This is a genomic window from Azospirillum sp. UENF 112521, from assembly GCF_058780665.1.
In genome coordinates, this window is the sequence record NZ_JBSNCI010000002.1 from 2,406,143 (window position 1) to 2,427,433 (window position 21,291).

The 21,291-nt window shown below is 67.7% G+C and carries 18 protein-coding genes; 6 read left to right on the plus strand and 12 right to left on the minus strand.

What is annotated here, in order from left to right; genetic code table 11:
• Positions 1-174: 174 nt before the first annotated feature.
• On the plus strand, positions 175-1,662 hold the full coding sequence (locus tag ACWPN8_RS13770) for a DEAD/DEAH box helicase (protein WP_109445444.1): 1,488 nt from the start codon (positions 175-177) through the stop codon (positions 1,660-1,662).
• Positions 1,663-1,748: 86 nt separating this feature from the next.
• On the opposite strand, the gene gstA is transcribed toward ACWPN8_RS13770, so the two are convergent.
• From gstA to ACWPN8_RS13815, 9 genes are all read right to left on the minus strand, one after another.
• A complete protein-coding gene (gene gstA, locus ACWPN8_RS13775; RefSeq protein ID WP_109445443.1) occupies positions 1,749-2,363 on the minus strand; it encodes a glutathione transferase GstA in 615 nt (204 codons plus the stop codon).
• 97 nt (positions 2,364-2,460) lie between these two features.
• The gene (locus tag ACWPN8_RS13780; protein WP_492241145.1) at positions 2,461-3,912 is read right to left on the minus strand and encodes a methyl-accepting chemotaxis protein; all 1,452 of its coding nucleotides are present in this window, start codon (positions 3,910-3,912) and stop codon (positions 2,461-2,463) included.
• Between the two features lie 14 nt (positions 3,913-3,926).
• Complete coding sequence (locus ACWPN8_RS13785) at positions 3,927-4,241, minus strand: hypothetical protein (protein ID WP_109445441.1); 315 nt, start codon at positions 4,239-4,241, stop codon at positions 3,927-3,929.
• Positions 4,242-4,611: 370 nt separating this feature from the next.
• Entirely contained in the window at positions 4,612-5,436 is an 825-nt protein-coding gene (locus ACWPN8_RS13790; protein ID WP_109445440.1) for an acyl-ACP desaturase, read from the minus strand.
• Positions 5,437-5,692: 256 nt separating this feature from the next.
• A complete protein-coding gene (locus ACWPN8_RS13795; RefSeq protein WP_492241146.1) occupies positions 5,693-6,109 on the minus strand; it encodes a F0F1 ATP synthase subunit epsilon in 417 nt (138 codons plus the stop codon).
• Between the two features lie 133 nt (positions 6,110-6,242).
• Positions 6,243-7,664 carry a F0F1 ATP synthase subunit beta gene (gene atpD, locus ACWPN8_RS13800; RefSeq protein ID WP_109445439.1) on the minus strand — a complete coding sequence of 474 codons (1,422 nt, stop codon included), beginning with the start codon at positions 7,662-7,664 and terminating at the stop codon, positions 6,243-6,245.
• An 86-nt stretch (positions 7,665-7,750) separates the two neighbouring features.
• Complete coding sequence (locus ACWPN8_RS13805; RefSeq protein ID WP_109048035.1) at positions 7,751-8,635, minus strand: F0F1 ATP synthase subunit gamma; 885 nt, start codon at positions 8,633-8,635, stop codon at positions 7,751-7,753.
• A gap of 87 nt (positions 8,636-8,722) precedes the next feature.
• Positions 8,723-10,252: a F0F1 ATP synthase subunit alpha gene (gene atpA / locus ACWPN8_RS13810; RefSeq protein ID WP_098739059.1), complete on the minus strand. Its 1,530-nt coding sequence runs from the start codon at positions 10,250-10,252 to the stop codon at positions 8,723-8,725.
• Positions 10,252-10,821 (minus strand): F0F1 ATP synthase subunit delta, encoded by a 570-nt coding sequence (locus tag ACWPN8_RS13815; protein WP_098739058.1) that lies wholly within the window; start codon positions 10,819-10,821, stop codon positions 10,252-10,254. Before ACWPN8_RS13815 ends, atpA begins: the two co-directional genes overlap by 1 nt.
• 383 nt (positions 10,822-11,204) lie before the next feature.
• Between ACWPN8_RS13815 and ACWPN8_RS13820 the strand changes: the two genes are divergently transcribed.
• Entirely contained in the window at positions 11,205-11,600 is a 396-nt protein-coding gene (locus ACWPN8_RS13820) for a hypothetical protein (protein ID WP_109445438.1), read from the plus strand.
• A gap of 92 nt (positions 11,601-11,692) precedes the next feature.
• Here ACWPN8_RS13820 and ACWPN8_RS13825 read toward each other — a convergent pair whose 3' ends face one another.
• Together ACWPN8_RS13825 and ACWPN8_RS13830 are read right to left on the minus strand one after the other, a co-directional pair.
• Positions 11,693-12,199: a cache domain-containing protein gene (locus tag ACWPN8_RS13825; protein WP_246307125.1), complete on the minus strand. Its 507-nt coding sequence runs from the start codon at positions 12,197-12,199 to the stop codon at positions 11,693-11,695.
• 210 nt (positions 12,200-12,409) lie between these two features.
• Positions 12,410-14,716: a primosomal protein N' gene (locus ACWPN8_RS13830; protein ID WP_247872913.1), complete on the minus strand. Its 2,307-nt coding sequence runs from the start codon at positions 14,714-14,716 to the stop codon at positions 12,410-12,412.
• A 105-nt stretch (positions 14,717-14,821) separates the two neighbouring features.
• Here ACWPN8_RS13830 and fsa point away from each other — a divergent pair, with 105 nt between their 5' ends.
• The 4 genes from fsa (at position 14,822) to ACWPN8_RS13850 (ending at position 19,670) form a co-directional block, all read left to right on the plus strand.
• Positions 14,822-15,478 (plus strand): fructose-6-phosphate aldolase, encoded by a 657-nt coding sequence (gene fsa / locus ACWPN8_RS13835; protein WP_063635338.1) that lies wholly within the window; start codon positions 14,822-14,824, stop codon positions 15,476-15,478.
• 17 nt (positions 15,479-15,495) lie between these two features.
• Positions 15,496-16,218 (plus strand): DUF484 family protein, encoded by a 723-nt coding sequence (locus ACWPN8_RS13840; RefSeq protein WP_109445436.1) that lies wholly within the window; start codon positions 15,496-15,498, stop codon positions 16,216-16,218.
• Positions 16,215-17,180 (plus strand): tyrosine recombinase XerC, encoded by a 966-nt coding sequence (locus tag ACWPN8_RS13845; protein WP_492241147.1) that lies wholly within the window; start codon positions 16,215-16,217, stop codon positions 17,178-17,180. The genes ACWPN8_RS13840 and ACWPN8_RS13845 overlap by 4 nt, the downstream gene beginning before the upstream one ends.
• 309 nt (positions 17,181-17,489) lie before the next feature.
• Positions 17,490-19,670: a methyl-accepting chemotaxis protein gene (locus tag ACWPN8_RS13850; protein WP_109445434.1), complete on the plus strand. Its 2,181-nt coding sequence runs from the start codon at positions 17,490-17,492 to the stop codon at positions 19,668-19,670.
• Between the two features lie 101 nt (positions 19,671-19,771).
• On the opposite strand, the gene lpdA is transcribed toward ACWPN8_RS13850, so the two are convergent.
• Entirely contained in the window at positions 19,772-21,169 is a 1,398-nt protein-coding gene (gene lpdA / locus ACWPN8_RS13855; protein ID WP_109445433.1) for a dihydrolipoyl dehydrogenase, read from the minus strand.
• Positions 21,170-21,291 lie beyond the last annotated feature (122 nt).

The window sequence follows — 21,291 nt, forward strand, 5'->3', positions numbered from 1 at the left end:
CAAGCCATCGGCCCTATCTGTCCGGGGTCGGACGGCGCCCGGCGCCGCGCAGGACTTGCGCGCGCCCGATCGCCCGCCGCCCGACGGCTCCGCGCCAACCCGCCGCGGAGCGCGCAAGCCCGGCCGCTCCCTCCTGGCGCGGCCCCCATTCTGGTGACCAGGACCATCACTTCCATGACCGAATTTTCCGGCCTCGGCCTGATCGAGCCTCTTCTGCGCGCCGTCGCCGAGGAAGGCTACTCCACGGCCACGCCGATCCAGGCCGGCGCCATCCCGCTGCTGCTGGCCGGCCGCGACGTGCTCGGCCTCGCCCAGACCGGCACCGGCAAGACCGCCGCCTTCACGCTGCCGATCCTGCAGCGGCTGTTCCAGAACAAGAAGCGCGTGGCCGCCAAGTCGCCCCGCGTGCTGATCCTGACCCCGACGCGCGAACTGGCGCTGCAGATCGGCGACAGCTTCACCACCTACGGCCGCCATCTGCCGATCCGCCGCACCGTCATCCATGGCGGCGTCGGCCAGAGCCCGCAGGTCTCCGCCATCGCCCGCGGCGTCGAGGTGCTGATCGCCACCCCCGGCCGCCTGCTCGACCTGATGGCGCAGAACCACGTCAACCTCGGCACCATCGAGTTCTTCGTCCTCGACGAGGCCGACCGCATGCTCGACATGGGCTTCATCCGCGACGTGCGGAAGGTGGTCGCGGTGCTGCCGAAGGACAGGCAGACCCTGCTGTTCTCCGCCACCATGCCCGACGCGGTGGTGGATCTCGCCAACAGCATCCTGACCGATGCCGAGCGCATCGAGGTGACGCCGCAGTCGACCACGGTGGAGCGCATCAACCAGCGCGTCCTGTTCGTCGACCGTGCCGACAAGCGCCGCCTGCTGGCCGACCTGCTGGAGGATTCGGCGATGGCCCGCACCATCGTCTTCGCCCGCACCAAGCATGGCGCCGACCGCATCGCCGACCACCTGAAGAAGGCCGGCATCACCGCCGACGCCATCCATGGCGACAAGTCGCAGTCGGCCCGCGTCCGCGCGCTGGAGAGCTTCCGCAACGGCGAGCTGCGGGCGCTGGTGGCGACCGACATCGCCGCACGCGGCATCGACATCGACGGCATCAGCCACGTCATCAACTTCGACCTGCCGAACGAGCCGGAAAGCTACGTCCACCGCATCGGCCGGACCGCGCGCGCCGGCACCGACGGCAGTGCAGTGTCCTTCTGCGACCATGAAGAGGTCGGCTATCTGAAGGACATCGAGAAGACGATCCGCCAGCCGATCCCGGCCGACACCACCCATCCCTACCATGCGGTGGAGGTGGCGCAGATCCACGCCTCGTCCAAGCCGCCGCCCCGCCCCAAGGCGCCGGGCAGCAACCGCAACCAGAACAACCGCAACCAGCAGCAGGCCCGTCCCGCCGCGCCGAAGGCGGCACCCAAGGCTGTCCAGCAGCCCGCCAAGGCGCCGCAGAAGGCCGGAAAGCCGGCCGGCGCCCCGCGTCCGGACGCCGCCCGCAACGACCAGAACCGCCACGACCGCCGCCCGGCCCCGCACGCCGTGTCGCATGGCAACAGCCATGGCAACGGCAGCGGCAAGCAGGCGCCGCGCGCGGCCGGCACTCCCGGCGGCAACACCCCGATGCGGCGCAAGCCCAACGCCGCCTGACCGCGGATTGTCATCAAGGAAAAGGCCCCGTCTCTCGCCGAGACGGGGCCTTTTTCTATCCGGTCCTCATCAAGACCGGCCGGCGCTCAGCCCTGGGCTTCGGCGGCGTGTGCCGCCTGCACCGCCGGACGGGCGGCGACGCGTTCGGCGAAGGCCGTCAGGTTCGGGAAGGGCGACAGGTCGAACTTGATGCGCGGCAGCCAGCTCAGCACCGTGTAGGCATAGGCGTCGGCAACGGTAAAGCTGTCGCCGGTCAGGTAGGCTTTGCCCGCAAGCTGCTGGTCCAGCACCGCCAGCTTGCCGCTCAGGACCTTGGTGGCGAATTGGCGATGGGTGTCGGACACCACGTCGTTCAGCATCGGGAACAGCGGGACGACGCCCTTGTGCAGTTCCGACCCGATGAAGTTCAGCAGTTCCTGCACGCGGTAGCGCTCCATCGTGCCGACCGCGGGGATCAGGCCGCTGGCCGGCGCCTTGTCGGCGATGTACTGCACGATCACCGCACCCTCGGTCAGGATGCCGCCCTCATCGAGCGCCAGGGTCGGCACCTGCCCCTTCGGGTTCACCGCGCGGAAATCGCTGCCGTCGGCCAGCGTCTTGGTCACGAGATCGACCTTGACCAGCTCGAAGGGCAGCCCGGCCTCGCACAGGACGATGTGCGGCGACAGCGAGCAGGCACCCGGCTTGTAATAGAGCTTCATGTCTCCGGAACCCCGTTTGAGTGGTGATGGTTGGAACGAAAGGCGTAGCGCAGTCCACCAGCGGCCGCCAGCCCCGTCCCAACCGGTTCCGGCTCTTTCACGCCGCCCGGATTGAAATGGCAAGCGATGCCACCTCGCTCTGAAGCTGGGCTGCACTGCGGCGCACCACATCGAGGCGCCGCTCCATCGCCTCGGCCGCGGAGCCGGAGCCGTCGGCCACCGCGCGCACCCCCTCGACCGTGGCCGCCAGACCGCGGGCTTCCTGCGCCGAGGTCTGGATCTGGCCGATGATTGATTGGGCGGCGATGCCCTGCTGCTCGACGGCGCCGGCGATGCCGAGCGTCACCTCGTTCATGCTGCCGATGGTGTCGACGATCTCCCCGATAGCCCGGGCGGTTCGCCTGGACGAGGCCTGGATATCCGCCACCTGCCGGGCGATGTCGTCGGTCGCCCGCGCGGTCTGGCTCGCCAGCTGCTTGACCTCCCCCGCCACGACGGCGAAGCCCTTGCCGGCTTCCCCCGCCCGCGCCGCTTCGATGGTGGCGTTCAGCGCCAGCAGATTGGTCTGGCCGGCGATGTCGCCGATCAGCCGGGTGATGTCCTCCACCTGGGCGGCGGTGTTTTCCAGCAACGACACGATGGTCCGCGTCGCCTCCGCCTGCCGGCTAGCGGTGGAGACGATGCCGGTGGCGCGGTCGAGCTGCCCGCGGATGATGCCGGTCGATCCGGCAAGCTGATCCGCCGCCAGTGTCATGTCATGCACCCGCTCCACCGCCCCGCCGATGGAGCGCAGGGCGTCCGCCAGCTGGACACGCGTGCTGCCGATGGTGGAGGCGACGGCCTGGGAATCGCCGCTCAGTGCATCGGATGCCGTGAGGATTTGTCCCGCAGAGGCGCCGATCACCGCCTGGAGCTTGCCGGCCACCTCGCTCAGGGCACGCCGGCGCTCATCGCCTGCCCGGTCTTCCGACGCCCGCTGTTCGGCAGCCAGCAGTTCGGCGCGGCGGCGGGCCTCCTCGGCGGTGTCCAGCGTCGCCTCCAGCCTGTTCAGCAGCCCCTGCCCTTTCCAGGCGACCGTGACCAGGACCGCCACCTCGATCAGCACCGCGACCGCGTGGTAGAGCACCCGCAACAGGTTCCCGCCCTCCGGCAGCAGGGCATAGGGCAGGGCGAAGTTCAGGACCAGATGATGCGCGGCCACGGCCAGCGTCGCCATCACCAGCGCGCCGACGTCGATGAAGGCGATCAGCGCCGCCAGATTGGCGAAGAACAGGAAATGCAGATCGACCTGCCAGGGCTGGCCCTGCCCCACCGCGACGACCAGGGCGCTCTGCAGCATCAGCGCGACTGCCGACAGGCTGCGTCGCGAGGCGCCGTTGCCGGAGAACCGGCCGAGCGTGGCAGCGGCCGCGACCAACAGCGCCAGCACCGGAACGACCCAGCCGCGGCCCATCGACCAGGAGAATGCGGCCAGGATCGGCACATAGCTCCACAGATAGGCGAGCATCGCCCGCTCACTGGCGGAGCGCAGTCGGTCGAGATTGTTCATGGAAGACCTCAGGGTCATGACGGCAGACGGCGCAGGTCCGCGCATCCAGCGAGAATCGGATCGAGCAGCAGCCAGGCGCCATGCAGATGCAGGGAGACGGCGAAGTCCGGGTCGGCCGACCTCGCGACGACGATGTTTGCGAAGGGGCCGCCACGCAGCGGAACACCACCGGCCGCCAGCACATGGTCCATCGCTTCGGCAAGCGTCGTACCGGGCGCGAACACTGCGGCGACCGGTTCTGCCGGATCCCCGGCACCGGACGCGGCCACCGGCAGAGCGGCTGCGCCCGCCAGAAGCAGGAGGAAGGCTGGAACGTGGAAACGGATCATCGGCGGCAACCACCCATCGGCATGCGAACGGACAAGCTCATAGCCACCGTTACGCAAAGCCCGCGCGCCTGGATCTCGGAGTCCGCCTAAAAGGAGATCAGCAGCAAGTTGGATACGACAAGTGGACAAAGCCTATGACGGCAACAAAATCCACTTCATGCAGCCGGAATGCTCAATCGAGCATATCGACCCAACCAGAAGACATCAGCTGAATGTCTTCGGCCTTCTCACATCACCATCACCTGAACCGGGTGATATTCTGTCGCAGCCGCAGTTTGTTCCTTATTTTGTCTCCCGGGAAAGCGACAGAAAGTACCATCCTCCCGGCAAAGAACCACAGCCGGGGGGCCACCCGGCTGTTCGGACAGCATCAGACAGCCTGCGCCGCCAGCTTCCGTGCCTGGCGGTCGATGAACCACCAGGCCCCGCGCGAGGCCATGCTGCAAAGCCGGGTGTGCGGCTTCAACCCGCAGGCCTTGAACAGCATGGCGATGGCGCGGTCGACATGCTTGCGGCGATAGCGGCCGAACGCCCGGCGCTTGTAGGCGGCGTTGTAGAGCTTGTGCTCGTAGACGGCGTCGGCCGGCGCGTTGGCCGCGTAATAGGCATAGGCCAGCTCGTCGTCCTCCGACTCACCGATGCGCGACAGCGCCACCTTCAGCCGCTGGACCTTGTTCAGCCCTTCGCGGTCCAGATACTTCTTGGCGTAGGTGTAGAAGATCTTGTAGTGGCGCAGTTCGTCGGCGGCGATGTTGCGGCAGATCTCCTTCAGCACCGGCTCGTCGGTCGAATCGCCGATGGCGGCGTAGTAGGAGCTGGTGCCGGTCTCCACCATGCAGCGGGCGATCATCTCGCCGGTACGCGAGCCGCGGACCGAGGCGTCGAGGTCGATCGGCACGCGATAGCCGGCGCGGAAGCGCTCGACCGCCGCCCGGAAGTCGAAGGTCGGGTCGACCAGCTCGGCCCAGCGCCCAAGCGCCTCGCCATGCTGGACCTCCTCCACCGCCCAGCCGCGGGCGGTCTCCTGAAATTCCGGATCGTCGTTGAAGACGTTGCACAGATAGGCGGTGTAGTCGTCGGCGTTGAATTCCACCAGGGCCGCCGCCTTGATCAGGGGAACCAGATCGGGGTCGATCTTCCCGGCATCGAAGCGGTCCCAGGGAAGCTCGTCGATCCGCCAATGCGCACGCGCCATGTTCCGCTCTACCGCCTCGTTTTGGGCCGCATCTCCGCGGCCGGGTCATATCGGGAAAGGGTTCTCTGGTGCCTGTGTCCCCACCTGCCCATCGGGTGCGGCAGGGTTCACGGTTCAGGCCTTGGAATGTAGTCGGTCTTCACCGCGATGCAACCGAGTCGCAACGCAAACGGGCGGCCTGGAGACCCAAGCCGCCCGTTCGACCGAAGAGATATACGCCGTTTGCCAGGCATGCCGGGCCGACGGCCGCTGCCACTCAGTGAGCGGAGCCCTGGCTCAGCGCGTCCAGCTTGGCCCGCGCGACGGCCAGCTTGGACTCCGTGGCGGCCCGCTCGGCGTCGGACTTGCTGTCGTCCAGATCCTCGGACAGGTCCTTGATCTGCTTCTCGACCGCGGCGCGGTCCAGGTCGGTCAGCGCAACCGCTTCCTCGGCCAGGACGGTGCAGCGGGCCTCGGTGACCTCGGCGAAGCCGCCGGCGACGAAGACGCGGTCGACGATGCGGTCGCCTTCATAGACGTCGATGACACCCGGACGCACGGTCGAGATCATCGGCGAATGACCGGCGAGCACGCCGAAATCGCCTTCCGAACCCGGCACCACGACCATGTCCACGGGCTGCGACTTCAGCAGCTTTTCCGGCGAGACCAGCTCGAATTCGACTTTATCGGCCATGGGTTTCCTGGTGCCTCTTCATAGGAACCCCCTCCCCCGCTGACGGGGGGAGGGGGTGTGCTGATGTCGATTTCCGTCCGGCTTCCTCAAGAATGATCGAGCCGGGCCGGAATGCCGCGATCCCTTGTGGGGATCAGGCGGCGGCCAGCTTCTTGGCCTTGGCGATCGCCTCGTCGATGGTGCCGACCATGTAGAAGGCGGCCTCCGGCAGGTGATCGTAGTCGCCGTTCACGATGCCCTTGAAGCCCTTGATGGTCTCCTCGAGCGGGACCAGCACGCCCGGGGTGCCGGTGAACACCTCGGCGACGTGGAACGGCTGCGACAGGAAGCGCTGGATCTTGCGGGCGCGGGCCACGACCAGCTTGTCCTCTTCCGACAGCTCGTCCATGCCCAGGATGGCGATGATGTCCTGCAGCGACTTGTAGGTCTGCAGAACCTTCTGCACCGAACGGGCGACGCCGTAGTGCTCCTCACCGACGACGCGCGGGTCGAGGATGCGGCTGGTCGAGTCGAGCGGGTCCACGGCCGGGAAGATGGCCATTTCGGCGATCGAGCGCGACAGCACCGTGGTGGCGTCCAGGTGGGCGAAGGAGGCGGCCGGGGCCGGGTCGGTCAGATCGTCGGCGGGCACGTAAATGGCCTGCACCGAGGTGATCGAGCCCTTCTTGGTCGAGGTGATGCGCTCCTGCAGGGCGCCCATGTCGGTGCCCAGCGTCGGCTGGTAGCCCACCGCCGACGGGATGCGGCCCAGCAGAGCCGACACTTCCGAACCGGCCTGCGTGAAGCGGAAGATGTTGTCCACGAAGAACAGCACGTCCTGGCCTTCCTCGTCGCGGAAGTACTCCGCGAGGGTCAGGCCGCTCAGCGCGACGCGGGCGCGGGCACCCGGCGGCTCGTTCATCTGACCGTACACCAAGGCCACCTTGGAGCCCGGGCCGTCGAGCTTGATGACGCCCGACTCGATCATCTCGTGGTAGAGGTCGTTGCCCTCGCGGGTACGCTCACCCACGCCGGCGAACACCGACACACCGCCGTGCGCCTTGGCGACGTTGTTGATCAGCTCCATGATCGTCACGGTCTTGCCGACGCCGGCGCCGCCGAACAGGCCGATCTTGCCGCCCTTGGCGTAGGGAGCCAGCAGGTCGATGACCTTGATGCCGGTGATCAGCACTTCGGCGTCCGTCGACTGGTCGACGAAGTCCGGGGCCTGACGGTGGATCGGCAGCGAGCGGGCGGCGTTGACCGCACCGCGCTCGTCGATCGGCTCGCCGATGACGTTGATGATGCGGCCCAGCGTCTCCGGGCCGACCGGCACGGCGATGGGAGCGCCGGTGTCGGTCACCTCGGCGCCGCGCACCAGACCGTCGGTGCTGTCCATGGCGATGGTGCGGACCGTGCTCTCACCCAAGTGCTGCGCCACTTCCAGAACGAGGGTCTTGCCGTCGTTCTGGGTGTGCAGGGCGTTCAGGATCGCCGGCAGGTCGCCGTTGAACTGCACGTCCACGACGGCGCCCGTGACCTGCGTGATCTTGCCGACAGAATTGGTGGTGGCCATGGAGTAAAGCTCCCTAGGAACTCGGTAAGTGTCGGTATGCCGTCGCCGGCGCAAATGGGCTTGGCCCTACGTGTCGGATGCTGCCGTTACAGGGCTTCGGCACCGGAGATGATCTCGATCAGCTCCTTGGTGATGTAGGCCTGGCGCGTCCGATTGTAGGTGATCGTCAGCTTGTTGATCATGTCGCCGGCGTTGCGCGTCGCGTTGTCCATCGCGGTCATCCGGGCGCCCTGCTCGGACGCGGCGCTCTCCAGGAGGGCGCGGTAGATCTGGATGGACAGGTTGCGCGGCAGCAGTTCGGCGAGGATCTGCTCCTCGTCCGGCTCGAACTCATAGAGCGGCTTCACCTCGTCGGTGGCCGCGACCGCCTCGCCGGGGACGGCGAACGGAATGAGCTGCTGAACCGTGACGATCTGGGAGATCGCCGACTTGAACTTGTTGAAGACGACCGAGCAGACGTCGAACTCGCCGGCGTCGAACATCGCCAGCACCTTCGTCGCCACCATGTCGGCGTCGCTGAAGCCGAGCCGGCGGCGGCCGACATCCTCGTAGCTCTCGACGATCAGCGAGGCGAACTCGCGGCGCAGCTGGTCGCGGCCCTTGCGGCCGACGGTCAGCACCTTGACGGTCTTGCCCTCGCCCTGCAGGCGCGTGATCTGGCGCTTGGCCTCGCGGACGATGGAGCCGTTGAAGGCGCCGCACAGACCACGGTCTGAGCTGATGACGACCAGCAGATGCACCTTGTCGGCGCCCGTCCCGGTCATCAGCTTCGGCCCGTTGCCGCTGTCCTGCACGTTGGCGGCCAGGGACGACAGCATCCGGCCCATACGCTCCGCGTAGGGACCGCTGGCTTCCGCCTGCTCCTGGGCGCGGCGCAGCTTGGAAGCCGCAACCATCTTCATGGCCGAGGTGATCTTGCGCGTCGACTGGACGCTCGCGATCCGGTTCTTTAGGTCCTTGAGGTTAGGCATGCCGGCCCTTCAATTCCGCTCGAGGTCGTTCCGTGACCGTCTCTTCAAGACGGTGGGGGGCGGTTTCCCGCCCCCGCGCGCGGTCGGTCAGGCGAAGACCTTGGCGAAGCCGTCGAGGAAAGCCTTCAGCTTCTCTTCGGTCGCCGAGGTGATCTGCTTGTCGGTGCGGATCGCCGCCAGGATATCGGCGCCCTTGGCGCGGATTTCCGACAGGAACTTGGCCTCGAAGCGGTTGACGTCCTCGACCTTGATGGCGTCCAGGTAGCCCTTCACGCCGGCGAAGATCGACACGACCTGCTCTTCAACCGGCAGCGGCTGGAACTGGCCCTGCTTCAGCAGCTCGGTCAGACGGGCGCCACGGGCCAGCAGGCGCTGGGTCGAGGCGTCGAGGTCCGAGGCGAACTGGGCGAAGGCGGCCATCTCGCGGTACTGCGCGAGTTCCATCTTGATGGTGCCGGCGACCTGCTTCATCGCCTTGATCTGGGCGGCGGAGCCGACGCGGCTCACCGACAGACCGACGTTGATGGCGGGGCGGATGCCCTTGTAGAACAGGCCGGTTTCCAGGAAGATCTGACCGTCGGTGATCGAAATCACGTTGGTCGGAATGTAGGCGGACACGTCGCCGGCCTGGGTTTCGATGACCGGCAGGGCGGTCAGCGAGCCGTTGCCATGGGCGTCGCCCATCTTGGCGGCGCGCTCCAGCAGGCGGCTGTGGAGGTAGAACACGTCGCCCGGATAGGCTTCGCGGCCCGGCGGACGGCGGAGCAGCAGCGACATCTGGCGGTAGGCGACGGCCTGCTTGGACAGATCGTCGTACACGATCAGGGCGTGCATGCCGTTGTCGCGGAAATACTCGCCCATCGTGCAGCCGGTGTACGGCGCCAGGAACTGCAGCGGAGCCGGCTCCGACGCGGTGGCGGCGACGACGATGGAGTATTCCATGGCGCCGGCGTCTTCCAGGGTCTTGACGATCTGGGCGACGGTGGAGCGCTTCTGGCCGACGGCGACGTAGATGCAGTAGAGCTTCTTGCTCTCGTCGTCGCCCTGGTTGATCGGCTTCTGGTTCAGGAAGGTGTCGATGACGACGGCGGTCTTGCCGGTCTGACGGTCACCGATGATCAGCTCGCGCTGGCCGCGCCCGATCGGAACCAGGCTGTCGACGGCCTTCAGGCCGGTCTGCATCGGCTCGTGCACCGACTTGCGCGGGATGATGCCGGGGGCCTTCACTTCCACGCGGGTGCGGGTGACGTCGACCAGCGGGCCCTTGCCGTCGATCGGGTTGCCCAGGCCGTCCACGACGCGGCCCAGCAGGCCACGGCCGACCGGAACGTCGACGATGGTGCCGGTGCGCTTGACGGTGTCGCCTTCCTTGATGCCGCGGTCGTCGCCGAAGATCACGATACCGACATTGTCGGTCTCGAGGTTCAGCGCCATGCCCTGCAGGCCACCCGGGAACTCGACCATTTCGCCGGCGCGGACGTTGTCCAGGCCGTGCACGCGGGCGACGCCGTCACCCACCGACAGGACCTGACCAACCTCGGCGACATCCGCCTCGGTCCCGAAATTCGCGATCTGCTGCTTGAGGATCGCAGAGATTTCTGCGGCGCGGATATCCATCAGACTGATCCCCCTGAGGCCTTCATGGCGAGTTGCAATTTGTTCAGCTTCGTTCGCACCGAGGTATCGACCATGCGCGAGCCGAACTTAACGATCATGCCGCCGATCAACTCCGGATCGACGGAGGTGTTCACCAGCACCTTGGAACCGATGGACGCCTTGAGCGCGTCGATGACGGCGTTGCGCTGGGCATCGCTCAGCGGCTGGGCCGAGGTGACCTGCGCCGTGACCTCGCCGCGGCGCCGGGCCAGTTCGGCCAGGAAGCCTTCGATCATGCCGTCGATCGAGAACAGGCGGCGGTTGGCCGCCACCAGCCCGATGAAGCGCTTGGTCAGATCGGACACGCCGGCGCTGTCCAGGACAGCGGCCATGGCCTTGCCCTGATCGGCGCGGCTGATGACGGGGCTGCGGACGAGGCGACGGAGGTCAGCGCTCTCGGCCAGGATCTGCTTCAGCGTGGTCAGATCGCTCGCGACCGTGTCCAACGCCTGGTTTTCGTCCGCAAGCTCGAACAGCGCGATGGAGTAACGCGCGGCGAGTTCGGATACGCCTGTTCCTTCGGATGCCACCTGATCCCTCGAATTGAGTTCGGTAGACGGTGAATTCGGCGGCCTTATAGGGTGTCAACCCGAGGCACAAACACCCCGGCCGCGAAAGCGAGCGGTCCAATATCACAGGAATCGCGCCCACGCAACGGGGTCTGGACAATTTGGCTGCGGCGTTTTGAGCAACTGCGGAATCATTGGTCGCAACTGCGTTCGCCGAGGACTCGAGTCGAGCTCGACTGGTCATACCGGCTGTGACTTCGATGTGGCCCTATTGCCTGTTTAATTCAAGGTTAACCAATCTGATCCACGGTCGGCCGGAACCGCGCGGGTGGGCGATCCGACCTTGGTTTCCCGTCATTTTGCCCCGCCGCAGCCGCTCCAGGCGACCAGGGACCTTATCCGCGATGACCATCCAGCCGACGACCGACATTGTTGCGACTGCCGACGCGGACACCGCCGCCGGCGCCGGCTCCCGCGGGGAAGAGCGCGGGGCGAAAATCATCCAGTTCTGCCGCGCCCGCTTCACCCCTGACGATATGGACGCCTTCGCCGCCGTGGCCGAACCGAAGATCCGCGACGGCCATTGGGCCGGTGTGCTGCGCGAGTCGGGACGCGATCATGACCGGCTTCTGGTGCTGCTGCCGGAGGTCGACCGCCCCGTCTTCCGCTTCGAGCGCGACGCCAAGGGCCGCTACAATCTGTCCTTCCATGACCGGTCGGGCTGGTACGGCATCGGCGCCGCCGACAGCGCCGCGGACTGCCTGTCGATCTGGCGCCCGCGCCGCCCGCGGATTTTCTGATCCGCTTCAGGCCGGGAGCGGCGGCCATCCCGAAATTTCACCATGTAAAAAAGTGACGTGCGGCAACCCGCCGCACCGGTTTCACAAAGACTTCAGCGATAGACGCCGACCGCCAGCATGTAGGGCTTGCCGTTCAGCACCAGACGGCGGGCGTGCATCGTCTTGCGCGCGACCTGCCCCGTCAGCGGATCGATCCATCGATAGGTGACGTCGGTCCGCCCGTCGCGCGCCACCCCGTCCAGTGCCTCGCGGATGAAGGGCTTGCCCTCGATGTCGTGCAACTCGTTCAGGTTCGACCCGTTCAGCGTCGCGGTCCAGCCATGGGCGACCATCACGCCCTTGTCGTCCAGCAGCATCGGGTAGAGGTCACGGTCGGTGAAAGCGCTATCATGGCCGGCAAACGCTTCGGCCGCCGCGTCCGGACCGATCCGCTCCAGCAGCTGCTGGGCACGGTCGATCATCGTCAGCGCCTCGGCGTCGGTGCCGCGGGTGCGGGCCGGAGCGCCGGCGGCGAACGCGATGACCACCAGCAGCAGAAGAACCGGCAGCACGGTCAGCAGGGTTTGCCGCTGAACGCGCAGACGAAGCTTGGAGAGCATGCCGACCATCAGCCCGAACCTGTCCCTGTGACGTTCGGCTCCGCGGGTTTCATCCCGGCAGGGATGTTTCGATTCGGAACCATCCCTGCCGTGGTAATACCATGCCCCGCGCTGTGCAATGGACCAAACGTCACAGGTGCCATGCCGGGCCGTCCGCGGGACCGCATCGTGTCAATTCGCCGCAGCATGGTCCGGTCGCCTTAACCGCGGCTAAAGGAAGCTGTAGGGATCGACATCGATCTGCACGCGGATGGCCGGCGGGATCTCCACCCTGTCCAGCCACTCGGCGATCAGCGGCTGCACCTGGGTGCTGCGCGGCGCCTTCATCAGCAGGCGGCGGCGGTGCCGCCCGCGCAGCAGGGCCAGCGGCGCCGGGGCCGGCCCCAATATATGGACGGTGTCGCTGCGCGGCGCTGCGCGGCCCAGCGCCATCGCCACCCGCTCCACCAGAGTCGGGTCCTCGCCCGACACGATCAGCGCCGCCAGCCGGCCGAAGGGCGGCATGCCGGCCTCCAGCCGCATCTCCGCCTCCAGCTGATAGAAGCCGTCGCGGTCGCCGGCGGCCAGCGCCTGCATCACCGGATGCTCGGGCATGAAGGTCTGCAGCATCACCCGGCCCGGCCGCTCGCCGCGCCCGGCACGTCCCGCCACCTGATGCAGCAGCTGGTAGGTGCGCTCCGCCGCCCGCAGGTCGCCGCCGTTCAGCCCCAGGTCGGCATCGACCACCCCGACCAGCGTCAGCATCGGGAAATGGTGGCCCTTCGCCATCACCTGGGTGCCGATGATGATGTCCAGCTCATGCCGGCCGATGCTCTCGACCATCTCCTGGATGGCGCGCGGGCCGTGCAGGGTGTCGGACGCCATGATGGCGGCACGGGCGTCGGGGAACAGCTCCGCCACCTCCTCGGCGATGCGCTCCACGCCGGGACCGCAGGCGGCCATCGTCCCTTCCTCGCCGCAGTCCGGGCAGGCATGGGGCAAGGGCTGCTGCAAACCGCAATGGTGGCATTGCAGCTTGCGGGCGAGCCGGTGCTCGACCAGCCAGGCCGTGCAGTTCGGGCATTGCATGCGGTGGCCGCAGGCGCGGCACAGGGTCAGCGGGGCATAGCCGCGGCGGTTCAGGAACAGCATCGCCTGTTCGCCGCCGGCCAGCGTGTCGGTCAGCGCCTTGCGCAGGCTGGGCGCCAGCCAGTGCCGGGCGGGCGGGCGGTCGCGCCGCAGATCGACCAGTTCCACGTCGGGCAGCACGGCGCCGCCATGGCGGGACGGCAGTTCGATCCGGGCATAGCGGTGGCTGTCGGCGTTGACCTTGGTCTCCAGCGACGGCGTGGCCGACACCAGCACGATCGGCAACCCGCCGAGATGCGCCCGCGCCACCGCCATGTCGCGGGCATGGTAGATCGCCCCCTCCTCCTGCTTGTAGGCGGAGTCGTGCTCCTCGTCGACGACGATGACGCCGAGATCGGGATAGGGCAGGAACAGCGCCGAGCGGGCGCCCACCACCACCGGCACCTCGCCCTTCGACACCGCGCGCCAGGTGTCGCGGCGCTGCGCCCCGGTCAGTTCCGAATGCCACTCCGCCGGCGGTGCGCCGAAGCGGCGGGCGAAGCGGTCGAGCCATTGCGCCGACAGCGCGATCTCCGGCAGCAGCACCAGCGCCTGCTTGCCCTGTTCCAGCGCCGCGGAGATCGCCTCGTAATAGACCTCCGTCTTGCCCGATCCGGTGACGCCGTCGAGCAGGACGGTGGAATAGCATCCCGAGGTCACCCGCTCGCGCAGATCGTCGGCCGCCCCCTGCTGGTTCGCCGACAGGGTCGGTCCGGGCCGGCGCCAGTCCGGCCGGCCGAGCCGCGTCGGTTGCAGCATGACCGGGTCGAGCAGCCCGGCCTCGGCCAGCCCGCGCACCACCGTCACGCCGCAGCCGGCCTCCTCCGCCAGTTCCGCCGGGGTGCGGGGCGGGCCATCCGCCAGCAGGGCCAGGATGCGCTTGCGCGGGTCGGTCATCTTGAAGCCGGGCGGCGGTTCCGCATCCGGCTTGCGCAGATAGGCCAGCATCGGCTTGGGCGGCTCCAGCGCCGACGGCACGCTGACCGCCATGCGCAGGACGAAGCCCGGCGGCGTCATGGTGTAGGCGGCGACCCATTCGACGAAGCGGCGGCCGACCTCGGTCATCGGCGGCACGTCGAACCGGCGCACCACCGCCTTCAGCCGGCCGGAATCCACCGTCCCGGCACCGGGCCCCCAGACGACGCCGATCAGCCGGCGCGGCCCCAGCGGCACCTCGACGAAATCGCCGGGAACCAGCTCCAGTCCGTCGGGCACGCGGTAGTCGTAGGCCTCGCGCAAGGGCAGCGGCAGCAGCACGGCGACGCGGCGGTCCGGCCCGCGCTGCTGCGGCTTCGCCGGGAAATCTGCGGAATTTGCTGCGGAATCGCCTTCGGGCTGCCCCGTTTCGGGCGCGTCCCCAAGAAGATCCCCCTGAAAGCCCGGGGCGGAACTGGCGGAAATCGAACGCATCGGCTAGAGTGGCCTCATGTCCCGGGCACCGGGCGGGACGGCGCGTCGGTCAGCTTTCCGGCGCGGCCGGTTCCGGTCAACATCAGCAAGCATGGACCCTTCGTCATGAAGTTCTTCGTCGACACCGCCGACATCGCCGAGATCCGCGATCTGGCCGATACCGGTCTGCTGGACGGTGTTACCACCAACCCCTCCCTGATCGCCAAGTCCGGCCGTCAATTCCTCGACCTCGTGGCCGAGATTTGCGACGTCGTCAACGGTCCGGTCAGCGCCGAGGTGGCGTCCACCGACTTCGAGACCATGCTCGCCGAAGCCCACAAGATCGCCAAGATCTCCCACCGCGTCGCGGTGAAGGTGCCGCTGACCCCGGCCGGCCTGAAGGTCTGCAAGATCATCTCGTCCGAAGGGACGATGGTCAACGTCACGCTGTGCTTCTCCCCCGCCCAGGCGATCCTGGCGGCCAAGGCCGGCGCCAGCTTCGTGTCGCCCTTCGTCGGCCGCCTGGACGACATCGGCCAGGACGGCATGGGCATCATCAAGGACATCTGTGAGATCTATAACAATTACGACGCCTTCAAGACCGAGGTGCTGGTCGCCTCGATCCGCAACCCGATGCACATCGTCAAGGCCGCCCGCCTGGGCGCCCATGTCGTGACCGCGCCGGCGTCGGTGCTGAAGCAGCTGTTCAACCACCCGCTGACCGACAAGGGTCTCTCCCAGTTCGTCGAGGACTGGAAGAAGACCGGCCAGTCGATCCTGTAAGGCGGGCCGGAGCGATCATGGCCGACAGGGGCCGCGAACCGGGCCACCCGCCGCATCAGGCGTCGACGCTCTCTTCGGAGGATGTCCGCGCCTACCTGCGGAAGCACCCGGACTTCCTGGCCCAGAACGCCGATCTGGTCCACCACCTGACCCCGCCGTCGCTCGACCGCGGGCGTGGGGTGGTGGACCTCCAGGCCTTCATGGTCGACCGGCTGCGCGCCGAGGTCCGCACCCTCAAGGACCAACAGCGCGAGCTGATCGGCACCAGCCGGGCCAACCTGAACAGCCAGAACCGCATCCATGCCGCGGTGCTGTTCCTGCTCGACGCCCAGAGCTTCGAACAGCTGATCCAGACCATCACCACCGACCTCGCGGTCCTGCTCGACCTCGACGTCGCCTGTCTGGTCATCGAATCCAACGGCACCGACATCCCCCATGTCCACCGCTCCGGCGTGCGGGTGGTGGAGCCGGGCGCCATCGCCGACCGGTTGGGCCGCGCCGACGTGGTGCTGAACACCGACATCCAGGGCGATCCCGAGATCTACGGCCCCGGCGCCGGCCTCGTCCGGTCGGAGGCGCTGATCCGCATCCAGGTCTCCAGCGAGACGCCGGACGGGCTGCTCGCCTTCGGCAGCCGCGAGCCCGACACCTTCCACAACGGCCAGGGCACCGAACTGGTGGGCTTCCTCGCCCGCGTGATCGAGCGGGTGATCCGCGGCTGGCTGGAGCTGCCGGCGTGACCGAACCTGTGCCCGGCGTTCCAAGCTTGGGGTTCTCCGCCAAGCCCGACGTCCAGGATGTGCTCGCCCATTGGCGGCGCTGGATGGAGAGCGAGAAGGCGGTCTCCCGCCACACCCTGTCGGCCTACACCGCCGATGTGGGCGAGTTCCTGCGCTTCCTTACCGAATTCCGCGGCGGCTCGCCGCCCTCACTGAACGACCTGGGCGACCTGAAGGCGGCGGATTTCCGCGCCTGGATGTCCAGGCTGGCGATGGACGGGCTGGTCGGGGCCAGCCGGGCACGCAAGCTGGCGGCGGTGCGCAACCTGTTCCGCTGGCTCGACCGCAGTGGGCGTCTGCACAACCCCGCCGTCGCCACGCTGGCGACCCCGAAGGTCAAGCGCCCGGCCCCGCGTCCGCTGACCGAGATCGACGCCGACCGCCTGCTGGAGGAGGCCGAGCGCGACCGCGAGGAGCCCTGGATCGGCAAGCGCGACCGCGCCCTGTTCACCCTGCTCTACGGCTGCGGCCTGCGCATTTCCGAAGCGCTGGGACTGGCGCGCAAGGACGCCCCGTTGGGCGACACGCTGCGCGTCACCGGCAAGGGGCGCAAGGACCGCATGATCCCGGTCCTGCCGGCGGTGACGGAGGCGGTGCGCGCCTACATCGAGTCCTGCCCCTTTACGCTCGCGCCCGACGGCCCGCTGTTCGTCGGCACCCGCGGCGGCCGGCTGAACGCCAGCGTCGCCCAGCACCAGATGCAGAAGCTGCGCGCCCTGATGGGCATGCCGGACAGCGCCACCCCGCACGCCCTGCGGCATAGTTTCGCGACACACCTTTTGGCGGACGGCGGCGACCTGCGCGCCATCCAGGATCTGCTCGGCCACGCGTCGCTCTCCACGACCCAGCGCTATACGGATGTCGAGAACGAGCAGCTGATGAACGTGTATCGCAATGCCCATCCGCGGGCGCGCAAGGGCTGACGCTCTCCGCCTCTAAGCGTCTGCGCATATTGGGGTATTCATTTCTGAACCTATGGCCGCGTCACATGCGGTGGGCCAGATGGCTGAATCCCGAAGCTCACGACAAGATCCATCAATTGATATAAAATTACCGCTCAAAGCTTTTAAACCTCCTAAGGCAATTTCTTTAAATTATCCTATAGAACAACTCGGACTTAATACTTAAGTCCCGAAGACGAGGTTTTACCCCCTAACTCTCGTTAATCTGCCGTTAATTTTGAAGATCGACAGTCCCCTCTATCCATGCGGAGAAGCCGGGGGAAAGACTTTATGCAGACGAAATCCATCCAATCCAAGATTGCGATGCTGTCGGGCTTCTGCCTGGCAGGCACCGTCGCCGTGCTGGTCGGCTTCGCCGTACTGTCGACCCGCTCAAGCAATGAGTTCGTCACCGGGAACGTCGAACGGATCCTCGAAAGCAAGACGACGGAGTCCCTGCAGAATCTCGCAGCGACCCAGGCCGGCTTGCTGCGGTCGGAGTTCGACACCGCGCTGAATGCCGCGCGGACGATGGCGACCGGCTTCTCCAGCCTCGCCGACGACGGGGCGCCCGGCCATGTCCCGCCGGACCGGCGGCGCGAAGCCTTCAACGGCGTGCTGCTGTCGGTGCTGAAGCGCAACCCGCTGTTCAACGGCACCTATTCGGCCTGGGAGCCCGACGCGCTCGATGGCCGGGACGAGGAGTTCCGGGGCCGCCGCGAGACCGGCACCGACGCCACCGGCCGCTTCATCCCCTACTGGAACCGCGACCAGAACGGCCGCATCGCCATGCAGCCGCTGGTCGAGTACGACAGCCGCGACCGTCATCCCAACGGCGTGATGAAGGGCGGCTGGTACATCGGCCCGCAGGAGACCGGGCGGGAAAGCGTGCTCGACCCCTTGCCCTACATCGTGCAGGGCAAGCAGGTGTTCCTGGCGACCCTATCGGTTCCGGTGGTCATCGGCGGCAAGTTCCGCGGCGTGGCCGGCGCCGACTTCAACCTCGACTTCGTCCAGCAGCTGTCGACCAAGGTCAGCGCCGCGGTTTTCAACGGCCGCAGCCAAGTGGTCATCATCAGCAACATGGGTCTGATCGTCGCCCACAGTGCCCGGCCCGACCTGATCGGCCAGTCGATCTCCACCTTCGACGTCTCCTGGCAGGCCGATCTGGCGAGCGTCCAGGCGGGCAAGCCGCATGTCGACATCGAAGCCTCCACCAACATGCTGCGCAGCTTCGCTCCCATCACGCTCGGCAACACCGAGAAGCCGTGGGCCGTTCTGGTCCAGGTGCCGAAGGACATCGTGCTGGCCGACGGCATGGCGCTGTCCATGGAGTTGGGGGAGCGGGCCAATTCTAACATCCTCTGGCAGGTCTCCGTCGGCGCCCTGGTCGCGCTCGGTGCCGTCGCGGTGATGTGGGTGGTCGCCGGCGGCGTCGCCCGGCCGATCCGCGCCAGCGTCGCCTTCGCCGAGGGCATCGCCGCCGGCCGCTTCGACCAGACGCTGGACATCCGGCAATCCGACGAGGTCGGCGCGCTGGCCGAGGCCCTGCGCAAGATGATGGCCGAGCTGAAGCGGATGATCGACCAGCGGGCGGAGGATCAGGCCAAGGCCGACGCCGAGCGCCGCAAGGCCATGCTGCAGCTGGCCGACACTCTGGAAGCCCAGGTGATGAACGTGGTGGACGGCGTCGACCGCGCCGCCCAGTCGATGACCGGCACCGCCCAGACGATGACCGCCACCGCGACCCAGACCAGCCAGCAGGCCGGCGTGGTCGCCACCGCCTCCCAGGATGCCAGCAGCAACGTTCAGACCGTTGCCAGCGCGACCGAGGAGCTGTCGGCCTCGATCCAGGAGATCGGCGAGCGCGTCAACCGTTCCGCCCAGATCGCCCGCGAGGCGGTCGAGGCCGCCCAGCAGGCCAACGGCCAGGTCCTGAGCCTGACGGAGGCGGCGGAGAAGATCGGCACCGTGGTGCAGCTGATCCAGGACATCGCCAGCCAGACCAATCTGCTGGCGCTGAACGCCACCATCGAGGCCGCCCGCGCCGGAGAGGCCGGCAAGGGCTTCGCCGTGGTCGCCCAGGAGGTGAAGAGCCTCGCAAGCCAGACCGCCAAGGCGACGGAGGAGATCGCCGGCCACGTCACCGGCATGCAGCGGGTCACCGGCGAGACCGCCGGCGCCATCAAGGGCATCGGCGGCATCATCGCCCAGATCGACGAGATCTCCACCGCCATCGCCGCCGCGGTGGAGGAACAGGGCTCCGCCACCGCCGAGATCGCCCGCAATGTCCAACAGGCGGCCAGCGGCACCCAGGAGGTGACCAAGACCATCGCCGATGTCCGCAGCGCCGCCGTCGAGGCCGGCCACTCCGCCGAGAACGTCCTGTCGGTTTCCGGCCAGCTCGCCAACGATGCCGGCCGCCTGCGCAGCGCGGTGAACGGCTTCCTGTCGACGATCCGCGCGGCGTGACGGGCTGATTGATCGCGAAAATACGAAAGGCTCCTCCACCGGCCGGTGAAGGAGCCTTTCATCGTTACGAACCTTGCAGCCCGCAGATCGGCTGTCAGGGATCAGATGTGCAGCGGACGCCCGTCCACCGCCAGCGCCGCTTCCTTGACCGCTTCCGACAAGGTCGGGTGGGCGTGGCAGGTACGGGCGACGTCTTCGGCCGACGCGCTGAACTCCATGGCCAGCACCAGCTCGCCGATCATCTCCGACACGTTCGGGCCGATCATGTGGACGCCCAGCACCTTGTCGGTGGCGGCATCCGACAGGATCTTCACGAAGCCGTCGGTGTTGCCGCCGGCACGCGCGCGGCCGTTGGCGGTGAACGGGAACTTGCCGGCCTTGTAGGCGACGCCCGCGGCCTTCAGCTGCTCCTCGGTCTTGCCGACGGCGGCGACTTCCGGCCAGGTGTAGACGACGCCGGGAACCAGGTCGTGGTTGACGTGGCTCTTCTGGCCGGCCAGCTGCTCGGCGAGCGCGACGCCCTCCTCCTCGGCCTTGTGGGCCAGCATCGGGCCTTCGACCACATCACCGATGGCGTAGATGCCCGGCACGTTGGTCTGGAAGTGGTGGTCGATCTTGACGCGGCCGCGGTCCAGCTCGACGCCCACCGCCTCCAGGCCGAGGCCCTCGGTGTAGGGGCGGCGGCCGATGGCGACCAGGACGGTGTCGGCCTCGATGGTCTGCGCGGCACCGCCGGCGGCGGGCTCGACCGTCAGGCTCACGCCGGTCTCGGTCACGGACGCGCCGGTCACCTTGGTGCTCAGCTTGAAGTCCATGCCCTGCTTGGCGAAGATGCGCTGGGCCTGCTTGGACAGCTCGTTGTCCATGGTCGGCAGCACGCGGTCGAGATACTCGACCACCGTCACCTTGGCGCCCAGCCGGCCCCAGACCGAGCCCAGCTCCAGACCGATCACGCCGCCGCCGATGACGACCAGATGCTTCGGCACCTCCGGCAGCGACAGGGCGCCGGTGGAGGACACCACGCGCTTCTCGTCGATGGCGATGCCCGGCAGCGGGGTCACGTCGGAGCCGGTGGCGATGACGATCGCCTTCGACGCGGTGATGGCGCCGACGCCCTCGACCTCGACGGTGTTGGCGGCGGTGATCTTGCCGGCACCCTTCAGCCAGGCGATCTTGTTCTTCTTGAACAGGAACTCGATGCCGGTGACGTTGTCCTTGACGACCTTGTCCTTGTGGGCCTGCATGCCCGGCAGGTCGAGTTCGACGCCGCCGACCTTGATGCCGAACTTGGCGAGGCCGTGGGCCGCTTCCTCGAACTTCTCCGACGCCGCCAGCAGAGCCTTGGACGGGATGCAGCCGACGTTCAGGCAGGTGCCGCCCAGCGTCCCCCGCTTCTCGACGCAGGCGACCTTGAAGCCGAGCTGCGCCGCGCGGATCGCGCAGACATACCCGCCGGGGCCGCCGCCGATCACAACGACGTCAAAAGTGCTTTCAGCCATGAGAGGCTTTCCTTTCGCCATTCTTGCTCGTTGCCAAAAGCCGTCCCATCCAGCGGGGAGGGCGCGCGGGATCATCCGCGGGGCGATTTATGCCCGCGCTCACGCCCCGTGGCAACGGGACA

Coding starts and splice junctions, on each gene's coding strand:
- ACWPN8_RS13850 (WP_109445434.1), top strand. CDS start 17,490: ATGCAGACGAAATCCATCCAATCCAAGATTGCGATGCTGTCGGGCTTC.
- lpdA (WP_109445433.1), bottom strand. CDS start 21,169: ATGGCTGAAAGCACTTTTGACGTCGTTGTGATCGGCGGCGGCCCCGGC.
- ACWPN8_RS13790 (WP_109445440.1), bottom strand. CDS start 5,436: ATGGCGCGTGCGCATTGGCGGATCGACGAGCTTCCCTGGGACCGCTTC.
- ACWPN8_RS13795 (WP_492241146.1), bottom strand. CDS start 6,109: ATGGCCGATAAAGTCGAATTCGAGCTGGTCTCGCCGGAAAAGCTGCTG.
- atpD (WP_109445439.1), bottom strand. CDS start 7,664: ATGGCCACCACCAATTCTGTCGGCAAGATCACGCAGGTCACGGGCGCC.
- ACWPN8_RS13820 (WP_109445438.1), top strand. CDS start 11,205: ATGACCATCCAGCCGACGACCGACATTGTTGCGACTGCCGACGCGGAC.
- ACWPN8_RS13770 (WP_109445444.1), top strand. CDS start 175: ATGACCGAATTTTCCGGCCTCGGCCTGATCGAGCCTCTTCTGCGCGCC.
- ACWPN8_RS13805 (WP_109048035.1), bottom strand. CDS start 8,635: ATGCCTAACCTCAAGGACCTAAAGAACCGGATCGCGAGCGTCCAGTCG.
- ACWPN8_RS13830 (WP_247872913.1), bottom strand. CDS start 14,716: ATGCGTTCGATTTCCGCCAGTTCCGCCCCGGGCTTTCAGGGGGATCTT.
- ACWPN8_RS13840 (WP_109445436.1), top strand. CDS start 15,496: ATGGCCGACAGGGGCCGCGAACCGGGCCACCCGCCGCATCAGGCGTCG.
- ACWPN8_RS13785 (WP_109445441.1), bottom strand. CDS start 4,241: ATGATCCGTTTCCACGTTCCAGCCTTCCTCCTGCTTCTGGCGGGCGCA.
- gstA (WP_109445443.1), bottom strand. CDS start 2,363: ATGAAGCTCTATTACAAGCCGGGTGCCTGCTCGCTGTCGCCGCACATC.
- ACWPN8_RS13825 (WP_246307125.1), bottom strand. CDS start 12,199: ATGCTCTCCAAGCTTCGTCTGCGCGTTCAGCGGCAAACCCTGCTGACC.
- fsa (WP_063635338.1), top strand. CDS start 14,822: ATGAAGTTCTTCGTCGACACCGCCGACATCGCCGAGATCCGCGATCTG.
- ACWPN8_RS13780 (WP_492241145.1), bottom strand. CDS start 3,912: ATGAACAATCTCGACCGACTGCGCTCCGCCAGTGAGCGGGCGATGCTC.
- atpA (WP_098739059.1), bottom strand. CDS start 10,252: ATGGATATCCGCGCCGCAGAAATCTCTGCGATCCTCAAGCAGCAGATC.